Annotated in this window: 10 protein-coding genes and 2 pseudogenes; 8 read left to right on the top strand and 4 right to left on the bottom strand. The window is 61.2% G+C overall.

Annotated features, from left to right (window positions below; genetic code table 11):
* The first annotated feature begins 436 nt into the window (after positions 1 to 436).
* The 6 genes and pseudogenes from arnB to GWQ22_RS01975 all read left to right on the top strand — a co-directional run bounded on the left by arnB (position 437) and on the right by GWQ22_RS01975 (position 6,287).
* Positions 437 to 1,574: pseudogene (arnB, locus tag GWQ22_RS21835) on the top strand (UDP-4-amino-4-deoxy-L-arabinose aminotransferase).
* A gap of 6 nt (positions 1,575 to 1,580) precedes the next feature.
* Positions 1,581 to 2,561, top strand: a complete 981-nt coding sequence (gene arnC / locus GWQ22_RS01995) for an undecaprenyl-phosphate 4-deoxy-4-formamido-L-arabinose transferase (RefSeq protein WP_275929321.1) — start codon at positions 1,581 to 1,583, stop codon at positions 2,559 to 2,561.
* A 56-nt stretch (positions 2,562 to 2,617) separates the two neighbouring features.
* Positions 2,618 to 4,312: pseudogene (arnA, locus tag GWQ22_RS01990) on the top strand (bifunctional UDP-4-amino-4-deoxy-L-arabinose formyltransferase/UDP-glucuronic acid oxidase ArnA); the annotation flags it as partial.
* A 37-nt stretch (positions 4,313 to 4,349) separates the two neighbouring features.
* Positions 4,350 to 4,637 (top strand): EamA family transporter, encoded by a 288-nt coding sequence (locus GWQ22_RS01985; RefSeq protein WP_345893611.1) that lies wholly within the window; start codon positions 4,350 to 4,352, stop codon positions 4,635 to 4,637.
* Positions 4,638 to 4,868: 231 nt separating this feature from the next.
* Positions 4,869 to 5,738, top strand: a complete 870-nt coding sequence (locus GWQ22_RS01980; RefSeq protein WP_042035040.1) for a phosphoribulokinase — start codon at positions 4,869 to 4,871, stop codon at positions 5,736 to 5,738.
* Between the two features lie 15 nt (positions 5,739 to 5,753).
* Positions 5,754 to 6,287 carry a DUF4136 domain-containing protein gene (locus GWQ22_RS01975; protein ID WP_275929320.1) on the top strand — a complete coding sequence of 178 codons (534 nt, stop codon included), beginning with the start codon at positions 5,754 to 5,756 and terminating at the stop codon, positions 6,285 to 6,287.
* Positions 6,288 to 6,354: 67 nt separating this feature from the next.
* On the opposite strand, the gene GWQ22_RS01970 is transcribed toward GWQ22_RS01975, so the two are convergent.
* Positions 6,355 to 6,651 (bottom strand): MliC family protein, encoded by a 297-nt coding sequence (locus tag GWQ22_RS01970; RefSeq protein WP_042035043.1) that lies wholly within the window; start codon positions 6,649 to 6,651, stop codon positions 6,355 to 6,357.
* A 49-nt stretch (positions 6,652 to 6,700) separates the two neighbouring features.
* Positions 6,701 to 7,105 (bottom strand): OsmC family protein, encoded by a 405-nt coding sequence (locus GWQ22_RS01965; RefSeq protein WP_275929319.1) that lies wholly within the window; start codon positions 7,103 to 7,105, stop codon positions 6,701 to 6,703.
* A gap of 310 nt (positions 7,106 to 7,415) precedes the next feature.
* Between GWQ22_RS01965 and crp the strand changes: the two genes are divergently transcribed.
* A complete protein-coding gene (crp, locus tag GWQ22_RS01960) occupies positions 7,416 to 8,054 on the top strand; it encodes a cAMP-activated global transcriptional regulator CRP (protein ID WP_042035044.1) in 639 nt (212 codons plus the stop codon).
* A 122-nt stretch (positions 8,055 to 8,176) separates the two neighbouring features.
* The gene (locus GWQ22_RS01955; RefSeq protein WP_042035045.1) at positions 8,177 to 8,977 is read left to right on the top strand and encodes a putative RNA methyltransferase; all 801 of its coding nucleotides are present in this window, start codon (positions 8,177 to 8,179) and stop codon (positions 8,975 to 8,977) included.
* Between the two features lie 61 nt (positions 8,978 to 9,038).
* Here the strand turns inward: GWQ22_RS01955 and GWQ22_RS01950 are convergent, their stop codons facing one another.
* Positions 9,039 to 10,955 (bottom strand): glycoside hydrolase family 19 protein, encoded by a 1,917-nt coding sequence (locus tag GWQ22_RS01950; RefSeq protein WP_275929318.1) that lies wholly within the window; start codon positions 10,953 to 10,955, stop codon positions 9,039 to 9,041.
* A gap of 75 nt (positions 10,956 to 11,030) precedes the next feature.
* Positions 11,031 to 13,643, bottom strand: a complete 2,613-nt coding sequence (locus GWQ22_RS01945) for a glycosyl hydrolase family 18 protein (RefSeq protein WP_275929317.1) — start codon at positions 13,641 to 13,643, stop codon at positions 11,031 to 11,033.
* Positions 13,644 to 13,692: the final 49 nt, after the last annotated feature.

The raw sequence follows: 13,692 nt of genomic DNA, 5'->3' as shown, positions 1-13,692 counted from the left end.
AGCAGCCAAAGAGAAAACGCATTTAGCCCAATCGGCCGCACGATGAAGAGCAAAAGTTAGCATGATCGTTACCATGTTCGGGAGTCACATAGGAGATCAGATCCTGGAAATCGGGAAAAGTGCCAATCAGTTCACAATATTTGTGTATAAGAGTCAGGGCCAGTACTGTGGCATGGACCAAGCCCACGTAGCCACTTCCAAATACAGTAATATTCATATTGATACAACCAGAATGCCAGAGATGATGTAATTTGGAAAAACAAGAATACGGGGGTTATAAATATTTACCACATTACATAAGATGACCGCATGAGTTAATTGTTACCAGCTGTTTCTGGACCATTGCCGGCCCACTTTTATATACGATATGTTGAACATAAATTTTAGGGCTGCCCCGCTTGCTGGGCACTGATTAATATTCATTATTGGATCGCTTATGCAAGATTTTCTGCCATTTTCGAGGCCCGCCATCGGCGATGCCGAGATAAGTGCTGTCTGCGAGGTGCTGAAATCGGGCTGGATCACCACGGGCCCGAAGAATCACCAGCTGGAGCAGCAATTTTGTGACACATTCGGCTGCCAGCATGCGGTCGCGCTCTGCTCTGCCACCGCCGGTATGCACGTCACCCTGATGGCGTTGGGGATAGGCCCGGGGGATGAGGTGATCACCCCCTCCCAGACTTGGGTCTCCACCATCAACCTCATCACCCTGCTTGGCGCCGAGCCCGTTTTCGTCGACGTGGACAAAGACACACTGATGACCAGCGCCGAACTGATAGCGCCGCTCATTACCGCCAACACCCGTGCCATCATACCAGTCCACTACGCCGGTGCCCCCGTCGATCTGGACCCAATCCTCGACCTGGCACGCCAGCACAGCATCCCCGTCATCGAAGATGCCGCCCACGCGGTCGGCACCCGCTATCGGGATCGCTGGATTGGCGCCACCGGCACCGCCATCTTCTCCTTCCATGCCATCAAAAAACCTGACCTGCGCCGAAGGGGGCATGCTGGTGACCGATGACAAGGCGCTGGCCGACAGGGCCCGCATGCTGAAGTTTCACGGGCTGGGGGTGGATGCCTTCGATCGCATGAGCCTGGGCCGCAAGCCACAGGCGGAAGTGATCACCCCGGGCTTCAAGTACAACCTGACCGACATCAACGCCGCCATCGCCCTGGTGCAGCTGGCGCGCCTGCCCGAGCTCAATGCCAAACGGGCCGAGCTGGTGGCCCGCTATCAGGAAAAACTGGCCGGCCTGCCGCTGATGCCGCTCGCCGTGCCCGCCTATTCCCATCTGCACGCCTGGCACCTGTTCATGGTGCGGGTCGACCCCGAGCGCTGCGACCTGGACCGGGATCAGCTGATGCAGGCGCTGCAGGAGCGCGGCATCGGCACAGGGCTGCATTTTCGGGCCGCCCATACCCAGAAATACTACCGCGAGCGCTACCCGGCACTCAGCCTGCCTCATACCGAGTGGAACTCATCGCGCCTGTGCACCTTGCCACTCTTCCCGGACATGACGCTGGCCGACGTTGACCGTGTGGTCGCGGCACTCATCGACATATTGGAGTAACGACACGTGAACAACACAGATATCAAGCTGGTGTCGGTGATCATCCCCGTCTACAACGAGGAGGCCAGCCTGCCAATGCTGCTGAGCCGGGTCACCGCCGCCTGCGAACGGCTGCCCCAGGATTACGAGGTGCTCCTGATCGATGACGGCAGCCACGACGGCTCCACCGAGATCATCAACGAGGCCGCAGCCGAAGCCGGCAGCAAGCTGGTCGGGGTGCTGCTCAATCGCAACTATGGCCAGCATGCCGCCATCATGGCTGGCTTCGAGACCGCCAAGGGGGATCTGGTGATCACCCTGGATGCGGATCTGCAGAACCCGCCGGAGGAGATCCCCCGTCTGGTGGAGGCTGCCATGCAGGGCTATGACGTGGTGGGCACGGTACGTCGCAACCGCCAGGACTCCTGGTTTCGCAAGACTGCCTCCCGACTCATCAACAAGTCGGTGCAGAAGGCCACCGGCGTGCACATGAGCGACTACGGCTGCATGCTGCGGGCCTACCGCCGCCACATCATAGACGCCATGCTCTGCTGCCAGGAACACAGCACCTTCATCCCCATCCTGGCCAACAGCTTCGCCCGCCGCACCATAGAACTGGAAGTCGGCCATGCCGAGCGGGCCCACGGGGAGTCCAAATACGGCCTGATGCACCTCATCAACCTGATGTATGACCTGGTCACCTGCATGACCACCACCCCCCTGCGGCTGCTCAGCATCGTCGGCAGCGTGGTGGCGGGCATAGGTTTCACCTTCTCCATCCTGCTGATCCTGATGCGCTTGGTGATGGGCTCAGACTGGGCGGCCGATGGCGTCTTCACCCTCTTTGCCATTCTCTTCACCTTCGTCGGCGTACAGCTGCTGGGCATGGGGCTGCTCGGGGAATACATAGGCCGCATGTACACAGACGTGCGCGCCCGTCCCCGCTACTTCATCCATCAGGTCGTGCGCACCGCCTCCACGCCTTCGCAACAGGAAGCTGAATCATGAACGTTGTCGTCTTTGCTTACCATGATATCGGCTGTACCGGTATCGAGGCCCTGCTCGAGGCAGGTTACAGGATCCAGGCCGTCTTCACTCACGCCGACGATCCCGGCGAGCACCGCTTCTTTGGCTCGGTAGCCCAGCTCTGCGCCGAGCACGATCTGCCGGTCTACTCCCCCGAGGATGTCAACCATCCGCTCTGGGTCGAGCGCATCAAGGAGCTGGCGCCCCAGGCCCTCTTCTCCTTCTACTATCGCAACATGCTCAAGCAGGCGATCCTGGACATTCCGACCATCGGTGCCTTCAACCTCCACGGCTCCCTGTTGCCCGCCTACCGCGGCCGCGCGCCCATCAACTGGTGTCTGGTCAACGGCGAGACCGAAACCGGCATCACGCTGCACCAGATGACGGCGCGGCCCGATGCCGGTAACATCGTCGCCCAGCAGGCCGTCGAGATAAAAGACGCCGACACGGCGCTGACCCTGCACGGCAAGGTGCGCCTCGCCGCCAAGACCTTGCTCGAGGCCGAGCTGCCGAAGCTGCGCGCTGGCGACATCTCGCTCACCCCGCAGGATGAGAGCAAGGCCAGCTACTATGGTCGCCGCACCCCGGCCGATGGCGAGCTGCACTGGGATCTCTCGGCCAAGGCGCTCTACAATCTGGTGCGCGCCGTCACCCAGCCCTATCCGGGCGCCTTCAGCTTCGCCGGCGATCGCAAGCTGACGGTGTGGAAGGCAACTCATCTCGAGCAGACCAGTGACAAGCTGCCCGGCACCATCCTCAGCCAGGATCCGCTGCGCATCGCCTGCGGTGAAGGGGTGCTGGAAATCGTGGCAGGCCAGATGGAAGGCGGCCTCTATGTGCGTGGTGCCCAGCTCGCCCGTGAACTGGGTCTGGTGGCAGGCATGCGGCTCGGCGCCAGGGCCAGCAATGCCCTGCGCAAGGAGCGATTGACCCGGGTGCTGATCCTCGGGGTCAATGGCTTCATCGGCAACCACCTGACCGAGCGCCTGCTCAAGGATGGCCGTTATGAGGTCTATGGGCTCGATATCAGCGCCAGCGCACTGGAGCGCTTCATCGGCCATCCCAACTTCCATTTCGTGGAGGGGGACATCAGCATCCACACCGAATGGATCGAGTATCACATCAAGAAGTGCGACCTGATCCTGCCGCTGGTGGCCATCGCCACCCCCATCGAATACACCCGCAACCCGCTGCGCGTGTTCGAGCTCGATTTTGAAGAGAACCTCAAGATCGTCCGCTACTGCGTGAAGTACCACAAGCGCATCATTTTCCCCTCCACCTCCGAGGTGTACGGGATGTGCGACGATCACAGCTTCGATGAAGATGAATCCCGCCTCATCGTCGGCCCCATCCACAAGCAGCGCTGGATCTACTCCGTCTCCAAGCAGCTGCTGGATCGGGTGATCTGGGCCTATGGCAAGAAAGAGGGGCTCAGCTTCACACTGTTCCGCCCCTTCAACTGGATGGGGCCGCGCCTCGACAGCCTGGACTCCGCCCGCATCGGCAGCTCCCGCGCCATCACCCAGTTGATCCTGAACCTGGTGGACGGCACCCCGATCCAGCTGGTGGATGGCGGGGCCCAGAAGCGCTGCTTCACCGACATAGAGGACGGCATCGAGGCGCTGTTTCGCATCATAGAGAACAAGGGCAACCGCTGTGATGGCCAGATCATCAACATCGGCAGCCCGGACAACGAGGCCAGTATCCAGCAGATGGCAGAAGCTGTTGTCACCTTGGCTCATCGCCAGCGTGGTGGCCCTCGGCAGCGGCATGTTGCTCTGGATCTGCCTGCTGCAACGGCTACCGCTGCTGGTCATCCTCGCCGGGGTGGGCTGCTACGCCCTGTCGCTGCTCTGCTGGTTGGCGGCGCTGCACTCCACCCCGCTCAACATTGCCTACCCCCTGCTCAGCACCAGTTATGCACTGGTCTACCTGCTGGCGGTCAGCATCTTTGCCGAGCCGCTGGAGCCTGGCAAGGCGGTGGGGGTGATCTTCATCCTGCTGGGGGCCATGATGGTAGGGATAAAACCGGCGAACAAGAAGCACAACTCACATTAATCCATCACGGGTGGGTACCCGCTATCCTCCCTGTGTAAGGGCTGCTTCGTCAGCCCTTTTCTTATGATGCGGATCCCTCTGCTCACCCAGCTCATCTCCCCTTCGTCGCTGCGCGCCTGGGAACAAGTGTCACGCCAGAGAACCAGTCGGGCGGCGGTACTGACAAGCGGCGCACTTGACCGCACTCGGAACATGCCTTTATAACGGAACGCCCAAGGAAGAGAGAATTCTATGTCGGCCAAGCATCCCATTATTGCGGTTACCGGTTCGTCCGGTGCCGGCACCTCCACCTCCACCAACGCCTTTCGCTCCATGTTTCATCAGCTTGGTTACAAAGCGGCCGTGGTGGAAGGGGACAGTTTTCATCGCTACACCCGACCGGAAATGGACGTAGCAATCCGCAAGGCGCGCGAACAGGGGCGCCACATCAGCTATTTCGGCCCCGAGGCCAACGACTTCGGTCTGCTGGAGTCCTTCTTTCAGCAGTACGGCCAGAACGGCAGCGGTCAGTATCGGCGTTATCTGCACAGCTTCGACGAGGCGGTGCCCTTCAACCAGATGCCGGGCACCTTCACCCCCTGGCAAAACCTGCCAGCCGACACCGACCTGCTGTTCTATGAGGGGCTGCACGGCGGCGTGGTCACCGAGGATCACAACGTGGCTCGCCACGTGGACTTTCTCATCGGCGTGGTGCCCATCGTCAACCTGGAGTGGATCCAGAAGCTCATTCGCGACACCTCGGAGCGCGGGCATTCGCGCGAGGCGGTGACCGATTCGATCGTCCGCTCCATGGATGACTACATCAATTTCATCACACCGCAGTTTTCCCGCACCCACATCAACTTCCAGCGGGTGCCGACCGTGGATACCTCAAACCCCTTCAGTGCCAAGGTGATCCCGAGTCTGGACGAGAGTATGCTGGTGATACGGTTTCGTGGCATCAAGCAGGTGGACTTCCCCTACTTGCTGTCGATGATAGATGGCGCCTTCATGTCACGGATGAACACCATAGTGGTACCGGGCGGCAAGATGGGCTTTGCGATGGAGCTGATCCTGCGCCCGCTAATCCAGCAACTGCTCGAAACCGGCAAGATCACCTGAGCCAAGGAGTTTATGATGCGGCTAGCGTTTCTCTCTGTGGTATTGGCCGCCCTGCTGGGCGGTTGCAGCAGCGGCCCCGCCGCACCGACCGTCGAGCCGGGCACCATGGTGGTGCGACCGGCGACCAACTGGCCGTTCGGGGCGACGCCGCGCTACGCGCTGGCCGAGCAGTTTCAGTATGCGGGGGACAATGCCGAGGGCTGGCTGGAGCCGGTGCAGCAGGCAGTCAATCAGGCGCTCGGCAGCAAGGGCTGGCAAAGTGTGCCCCTCGCCGAGGCCGATCTCTGGGTCGCCATCGGCGTCGCGGGCAGCAAGGATCTGAGCGATGGCGAGATCTTCGCCCGCCTCGGCATGACACCCGGGCTGCAGGCCAAAGCGGGCGATCGCAAGGGCACCCTGGCCATAGTGCTGCTCGACCGGCGCACCCAGCAGGCGGTGTGGAGCAGCACCATCTCCCTCGCCAGCGATGTGGCCATCCCGGAGGCGTCACGCCGCCAGCTGAGCCAGCAACTGGCCAGCCAGATGCTGAACACCCTGCCGACCCGCTGATTCGAAGCCCTTCCTCATAAAACAGAACGGCCTGCGCGAGCAGGCCGTTGCGATCACACAATGACAATCACTTGCGCTGACAGGTCAGCAGGGTCACCCCTTTTTGCGTGAGGAGGACCTGCTTTTCCTGCCTCCAGAAAGTGGTGACACCGTCGGAATACTTTTCACCAGACTCCGCTTCCACCCGTCCCAGCTTGTGATACACGCCAGCATAGGGGAACTGCACCATCTCGGCCTGGGCATCATAGGCCACGGCCAACAGCTCTTCCCCGCACTGGTACTGGCTGTACTGGTACTGGGTTGGTTGCGGCATGCTGCAGGCCGCCAGCCCCAGCAGAGGAAGTAACAGGGTTATGTTTTTCATTGCACTTTCCTTATGTCATGGTGGTATTCAATCGGCAGAGTCGTGGCTATCAGGCTTCAAGAATTTGATAACTATGGGTAATTTCTACCGCTTTTTCCAACATCAGGGAAACGGAACAGTACTTTTCCATCGACAGATCCACTGCGCGAGCCACCTGTTTCTCCGCCAGCCCCTTGCCGGTCACGACGAAGTTGAGGTGGATCTTCTCGAATACCCGCGGCACCGACTCAACTCGCTGCCCTTCCAGCTCCACATGGCAAGCGGTCACGGATTGACGCGCCTTCTCCAGGATGGAGACCACGTCGATTGAGCTGCAACCGCCCACCGCCAGCAGGATCATCTCCATCGGGCTGGCACCTTCGCCGGGGTTGGCGCCGTCCAGAATCACCTGATGACCGGACTCACTCTCGCCGACAAACTTCATGCCTTCCACCCAGCTGACCTTGGCTTTCATCTCACATTTCCTCTTAAATAACGACAGTTCTGAGTGACATAGCATACCCCAGACGACGCGGCAGCGGCACATGTCCGCTATTTTCGCGAACTTGCAGGCTAACTAGATCAAAATCAACATCTGATGCCGCCATCTTCCCTAAAATGGGCGAGATAGCGCAATGGGCAACAAGGGGATCTGGCAAAAGCCCTCAAATCCTTGTCAGCACAGACAAAGGCTCTTATCCTACTGCGACTAATACAAGGAATGGCAAGGTTGGCAGCTTGCCCGGACGCACGAGTCCATAAAAAGACACTACAGAGGAATTCTCATGGTCATTGGCAAACCGCAAAGCGATCCCACCCTGGAATGGTTCTTGTCGCACTGCCACATTCATAAGTATCCCGCCAAGAGCACCCTGATCCATGCGGGTGAGAAAGCGGAAACCCTCTACTACATCGTCAAGGGCACTGTGGCCGTCTTGATCAAGGACGATGAAGGCAAGGAGATGATCCTCTCCTATCTAAACCAGGGCGACTTCCTGGGCGAGATGGGCATGTTCGAGGAGAGCGAGACTCCGGAGCGTTCCGCCTGGGTGCGCGCCAAGGGCTCCTGTGAAGTAGCCGAGATCTCCTACAAGAAGTTCCGTCAGCTGATCCAGGTCAATCCGGAAATCCTGATGCGTCTCTCCGCTCAGATGGCGACTCGACTGCAGCACACCAGTCAGAAAGTCGGCAACCTGGCCTTCCTGGACGTCACCGGCCGGATCGCCCAGACCCTGCTCAATCTGGCCAAACAGCCGGACGCCATGACCCACCCGGATGGCATGCAGATCAAGATCACCCGTCAGGAGATAGGCCAGATCGTCGGCTGCTCTCGTGAAACCGTTGGCCGGATCCTCAAGATGCTCGAAGAGCAGGAGCTGATCTCCGCCCACGGCAAGACAATAGTGGTGTTTGGTACCCGCTGACAGGGTTCCCTGACGGCTCAGCACAGGGCCGTTGGATAAAAAAGGCTGCCACGGCAGCCTTTTCTGATCGTCTCCCCTATAATCCTGCACGCCCTTCCCCGGCCTCAACCAAGCGAGTGTGTATGCATCTTCAATGTCCCCTTTGCCGCAGCCCCCTGCATCTTCACGAAGCATCCCGCGGGGTCTATTGCGACAACAAGCACCATTTCGATCCGGCTCCGGAAGGCTATCTGGATCTCATTCCCGGCAAGAAGAATCCCAAGGACAGTGACAGCCGCGCCCTGATGCGCGCCAAGCGCAACTTCCTGGAACAGGGTCACCAGGCGCCGCTGGTGGATGCCATGGCGGCCCTGCTCGCCCCGCTCGGCCCCCGCGAGCTGATCCACCTGGGTTGCGGCGAAGGCTACTACTGCCGCGCCCTGGCCGAACGCCTGCCCGAGTGGCAATTTGGCGGATTCGATCTGGCCAAGAACGCCATCTTCGCCGCCAACAAGGTACAACCGCAGGGCCAGTTCGTCATCGCCGATCCGGCGCGCGCCCCGCTGCAACCGGGCACGGCCCAGGTACTGCTGGTCAACGATCTCAAGATCAAGACAGAGCAGCTGGTCAGCTGGCTGGCACCGGGTGGTTACCTGCTTTACCTGCAACCGGGCCCACGCCACCAGTGGCAGCTGAGGGTCAGCCTCAACCCGGTGAGCATGGAGCACCCGCTGAGCTGGCCCACTCTCGGTGGCCTCACCCCTCTGGGCCAGGAGCGTTGCCAATTCGCCATGACCATGGATCACTCCCTGCGCAGCTTCATCCTGGAAACCAGCCGCCTCGGCTGGCGCGCCAGCGGTGAACAGCGCCACGCCTTTACCCAGCAGGGACCGGACGAGCTCGAACAGGATCTGCTGCTGAGCCTGTGGCAAAAGCCGCTCTGATGGCGCGTCCTCCCATGAAAAAAGGCCCTGACGGGCCTTTTTTATTGAACGAATACAGTCGTCACAGCTTGATCCAGGCATCCCCCCAGGCCGTGCCCTTGCCCGGCTCATAGGCCCAGGCCGCGCCCGCACACCAGCCGCTGTAGGGGTGAGGCTTGCACTGGAAGTTGCCCCCCAGATTGCTCACCTTGTCCCCCGCCTTGTAGACCGTACCTGCTTTGTAAGGAGGGCTGCCATCCGGCGGCGTAGTGCCGCCACTGCCCTTGATCAGGATCTCATGGGTCACACTGCGACTGAGCCCCTTCTCGTCGGTTACCTTGAGCACGAAACCGTAGCGGGTATCGCTGACCGGCGTAGCTGGCAGGGTGGTACTCAGGGTGGGCTGGGTCAGATCCGACGCAGTGGCGCCAGCGGGCAGGGTCCAGGCGTAGTCGAGCGGCTTGCCTTCCGGATCGCTCGACCCCTGGCCGGACAGCAGCACGGTCGCACCGCCCAACGCCTCGCTCGGGCCGCTGATGTTGGCTACCGGCGGCAGGTTGCTGCCACCGCCGTTGTCCTCGATCACCACCTCGGGGAAGAAGTGCTGCACGCACTGGCTGTAGTCCCGCGCCTTGAAGGCGCTGAAACGGGTCTGGTAACCCACCAGCTTGCAGGCATAGCTCTTGCCGCCATTGGGGTTGCCCGGCACATAGCTCCAGTCATTCTCCCAATAGATAGGCAAGGCGCCCGCACCTGCCTCGTCAAAGTACTTCATGTTCTTGCAACCAAGCACCTCGTCTGCCGGCACTGGCACTCCCAGATACTGGGCCTGGGCCTGATAGTAGGTGATGCGGTTCTGGGACTGGGCATGCTCGGCCGCGCCGCCGCACTCCACCCCGCCGTTGATGATCTGGGTCGTGACCCCGAAGCCCGGCACCAGCCCGTTCTGCCGGTCGTGGGCATTGGGCTGCCAGGTGCCGTCGATCACGTGCAGCATGGAGGGCTTGGGCGGCTGTGGATAGACGAAGAAGAAGACGGCGCTGGCGAGGTTAAGCCAGGTGTCCGCCACTCTCTCCGGGTTATCCAGCAGGGTGCGCACTGTGCCGAACATGGCCTCGGAGAAGGGGCCGTAGTTGTAGTTGTACGACAGCTGCTTGGCGCCACGGCCGAAATAGCTCTTGAACTCGCCGTTCTCGAACTTGCCGCACGGCCACTGCTGGCCTTGCCACACATCCGGCCGGCACTCGGCGTTGTAGCCGCCGCGCATCTGCTCGGTCCAACCCATCTCCCGCACCCAGACCAGCCCCTGGCGCCACTCGGGCTCGGGTCGCCAGCTCTCGTGCCCGCCGGTTTCCTGGGCGAAGTGGGCAAACATGGTGGCCAGCGACTTGCGGCAGATGGCCTCGGCATTGCGTCCGTCGCTGTAGTCGCCGCAAAAAGCCGGGAACTTGGCCACCGCCTGCAGGAAGCCGCGGTAGGTGTATTCCGGGGCCCGCAGCGGGAACAGGAAGTTAAACTGCGACTCGCTGATCACCCCCTCGACCCGCTTGACGTTGGCGGGGTTGAGCGGCAGGCCGGGGGCCACCGCCTCGACCACGGCATTGTCACGGGTTGCGATGGAGGCCTTGACTGCCGCCATGGCCGGGAAGTCGGTGAGAGCCTGCTCCCTGGCATCCAGCTCATTCTGGCTCAGGTAGACGGGGGCGCCTTCGGTCGCACCGCTCCCCCCCTCCACTGGCGGTGTGATGCCCCCGCCGCCATCGGACGGGGTCGCCTCGCCATCACCCAGCAGGGCCCACGGAGAGTCCCATTCATTGGCGACCTGCAGCGCCGGGCTCTGGCCCGGATTGGCATACCACTTGGCTTCGTAGATCTTGCCGTTGAAACTGACCTGGCTGCCGCCACTGTAACCCTGATTGATGTTGTAGGCGTCAGCCGCCCAGAGGTGTCCGCTCAGCATCAGGCTGGCAAACAGAAGTGTCGTGCGATTTCTGTTCATTATTGTTGTTCTCCGGTTTTCTTCGAAAAGGGACGGGGCCAGACCAGCCCCGCCATCATGTCTGGGGCTGCCCCCTTACGGGCAGCTGGCGACTCCGATATCAAGCCAGACGCCGGACTTGCCAGGCTCATTGCCCTGATTCCACCATTTGGCCTGCCAGCGGCGACCACCGTGATTGACCAGATCGCCGCCGTTATAGGCCGCTGCGATATCCCAGCCCAGCTCGACCTTGCTCTCGAGCTGCCACTGATCGGCCCCAGGGGTGGGCTCATTGCCTCGGCTCCAATACTTGGCGCGCCATACCAGCTGGTTGTGGCTCACCTTCTCGCCACCGCTGTAGGAGGTCGTGGCCTTCCAGGCAGGCCAGTTGGCGGCATCGGGATCGGTGGCATTGCAGTCGCCGCCACCGCTGCCCGGGGTCACGGTGAGGCGGGTCTTGGCCTGGGCATCCAGCGCGCCGTCGGTCACGGTGACCGTGAGGTCATAACCGGCCTCCACGGTCACGTTGGGGCCTGTCACCACCAGGGTCTTGCTGTTCTGACCGCTGGTGGTCAACCCGGCCGGGACGATCCACTGATAGCTCAGGGTGTCGCCGTTGGGATCGCTGGCGTTGGCGGTGATGGTCACCTGCTTGCCAGCCTCTACCGAGACCTTGTCCTGCACCGTCACCACAGGCGGCAGGTTGGGTTGCGGCGCCTTGTTGGTCACTACCAGCTGATCCTTGGCACTGAGGTTGTGATCGTCGGTCACCGTCAGTTCGAACACCAGATTCACGTCCTGGCTGACCGCGTCGACGCTCACCTTGGCCTTGGCCTGGTTGGCATCGCTCAGGGTCGCCTTGGGACCGGAGATCTGGGTCCAGTTGTAGTTCAGCACGGCCCCTTCCGGATCGCGGGAAGCAGAACCATCCAGCACCAGCTCGGCCGGGCCCGTCACGGCGATATCATTGCCTGCACTGGCCACCGGCGGCTTGTTGACCGGCGGTGTTGTGCCTTCCCCGTTGCCCAGCCCCTCGTGCATGGCATTGAGAATGTCGCCATTGTCGGCATCGATTTCCCAAGCGAACATGCCGCCAAGCTGGTTGGCCAGCACATATTGCCCCTTGGCCTTGACTGAACGCTCGTCATCGAAGGTGATGAGCTCGCCGGTGGAGGCCTTGAACACATAGGGCGCCTCGGCTACCTCGTCGTAGCTGTACTGCCAGTCCCCGGCCATCTTGCCCTTGGCGATGCCGCGATAATCGATGACCCCCTTCTCCCAGATCCCTTCCGCCTCGCTGCCCGCAATCGGGCCGGTGGCGGTGCCGGTGAAGGGGTTGTTGCCCTGATAGCCGCTGACACCGGTCCAGCCACGGCCATACATGGCCGCGCCTACCACGACTTTGCCCGGATCCACCCCCTGGGCCAGCAGCGCCTTCACCCCCTTGTCGGTGGTGTACTTGGTGTTGGGATCCCAGCTCGCCTCATAGAGCGCGGTCTGGTGGCCCAGCCCTGTGTTGGTCCAGGCACCGTTGAAGTCGTAGCTCATCAGGAAGAGATGATTCATGTATTGCTGGGCGGCGCGATAGTCCACCTTGGCAATCTTGTCACCGCCGGCGCTGATGGCGGAGGTGAGCTCGTAGGTGCGGCCCGTCTCTGCGCTCAGCTCATCGAGCATGGCGCGCAGCTCCTTCATCAGCAGCACATAAGTCTCGCCATCAGAGGCGCTGCCCAGTTTGGGGTTGGCCCCCAGCCCCCCCGGGAACTCCCAGTCGATATCCACCCCGTCGAAGAATTTCCAGGTCTGCAAATACTCCTTCACCGAAGCGACGAAGGTGTCGCGTTTGGTCTTGTCACCGAAGAAGAAGAAGGGGTCGGAGAGGGTCCACCCGCCGATGGAGGGGAGAATTTTCAGGTCAGGATAGGCCTTCTTGAGCGCCATCAGGTTGCCGAAGTTGCCCTTGTAGGGCTCATCATAGGCGGTGAGATTGCCCTGTCCCATCTGGATAGCGGCCCAGGGATCGTGGATGGAGACCTTGAAATCCTCGCGCCCGGCACAGGAGCGTTGCAGCGCCTCGAAACTGCCCGCGATCTCTTTCAGGCTGTCGTTGATGCCATTGCCGCCGCAGATGGGAGTAAAGCCGTAGAGTATGTGAGTCAGGTTCTGGGCCGGAACCTTGTCCACGGTGAACTTGCGACCATAGACACCCCACTCCACGTAGTAGGCCCCCACCACCTTGCCGGACTTGTTGGCGTAAGGCTTGTTGTTCTCCTGCAGCGGAGCCTTGAGCGGCACCAGGTGGCTGCCGTCGGTGTCCGCCACCAGGATCGCTTTTTTGTCGGAGAGAGTGCAACCGTCGGCGTTACAGAGCGCCACCTGCATCTGGTAGCGGCCCCCCTTGGTCACCTTGAAATTGGCGGTGCCGGCGGCGGATGCGGCACCGGACCACACCTCCTTGCCATCGAGTAACACCTTGGCCGTCTGGCCAACGTCACCGGACCAGAGGTTCCAGCTCACGCTGACCTGGGCGCCATCCTTGTGGACAGTCACCAGCTTGTTGTAGGAGGTGGCGGCTTGATCCACTTCGACGATGGCGAACTTGGTTTCGCCCCAGCCTATGGTGGGTTTGCCGGGTGCGGCTGCGAACGCGGAGGAGGCACACAAGCCCCCGACCAACAATGCCAGTAATGAGGGTTTTGGACTTAACATAGTTGAATATCCTTATTTCGTTCTTGGAATAAACAACGAAAAAGGCAAC

Source organism: Aeromonas sp. 1HA1, assembly GCF_029237385.1.
Classification (GTDB): domain Bacteria; phylum Pseudomonadota; class Gammaproteobacteria; order Enterobacterales; family Aeromonadaceae; genus Aeromonas; species Aeromonas popoffii.
Note: the sequence above shows the minus strand (reverse complement) of the source record. Positions and strands in the feature narration are given on the sequence as shown.

Coding starts and splice junctions, on each gene's coding strand:
- GWQ22_RS01955 (WP_042035045.1), top strand. CDS start 8,177: ATGCATCTTCAATGTCCCCTTTGCCGCAGCCCCCTGCATCTTCACGAA.
- GWQ22_RS01945 (WP_275929317.1), bottom strand. CDS start 13,643: ATGTTAAGTCCAAAACCCTCATTACTGGCATTGTTGGTCGGGGGCTTG.
- GWQ22_RS01970 (WP_042035043.1), bottom strand. CDS start 6,651: ATGAAAAACATAACCCTGTTACTTCCTCTGCTGGGGCTGGCGGCCTGC.
- crp (WP_042035044.1), top strand. CDS start 7,416: ATGGTCATTGGCAAACCGCAAAGCGATCCCACCCTGGAATGGTTCTTG.
- GWQ22_RS01975 (WP_275929320.1), top strand. CDS start 5,754: ATGCGGCTAGCGTTTCTCTCTGTGGTATTGGCCGCCCTGCTGGGCGGT.
- GWQ22_RS01985 (WP_345893611.1), top strand. CDS start 4,350: ATGTTGCTCTGGATCTGCCTGCTGCAACGGCTACCGCTGCTGGTCATC.
- GWQ22_RS01980 (WP_042035040.1), top strand. CDS start 4,869: ATGTCGGCCAAGCATCCCATTATTGCGGTTACCGGTTCGTCCGGTGCC.
- GWQ22_RS01950 (WP_275929318.1), bottom strand. CDS start 10,955: ATGAACAGAAATCGCACGACACTTCTGTTTGCCAGCCTGATGCTGAGC.
- GWQ22_RS01965 (WP_275929319.1), bottom strand. CDS start 7,105: ATGAAAGCCAAGGTCAGCTGGGTGGAAGGCATGAAGTTTGTCGGCGAG.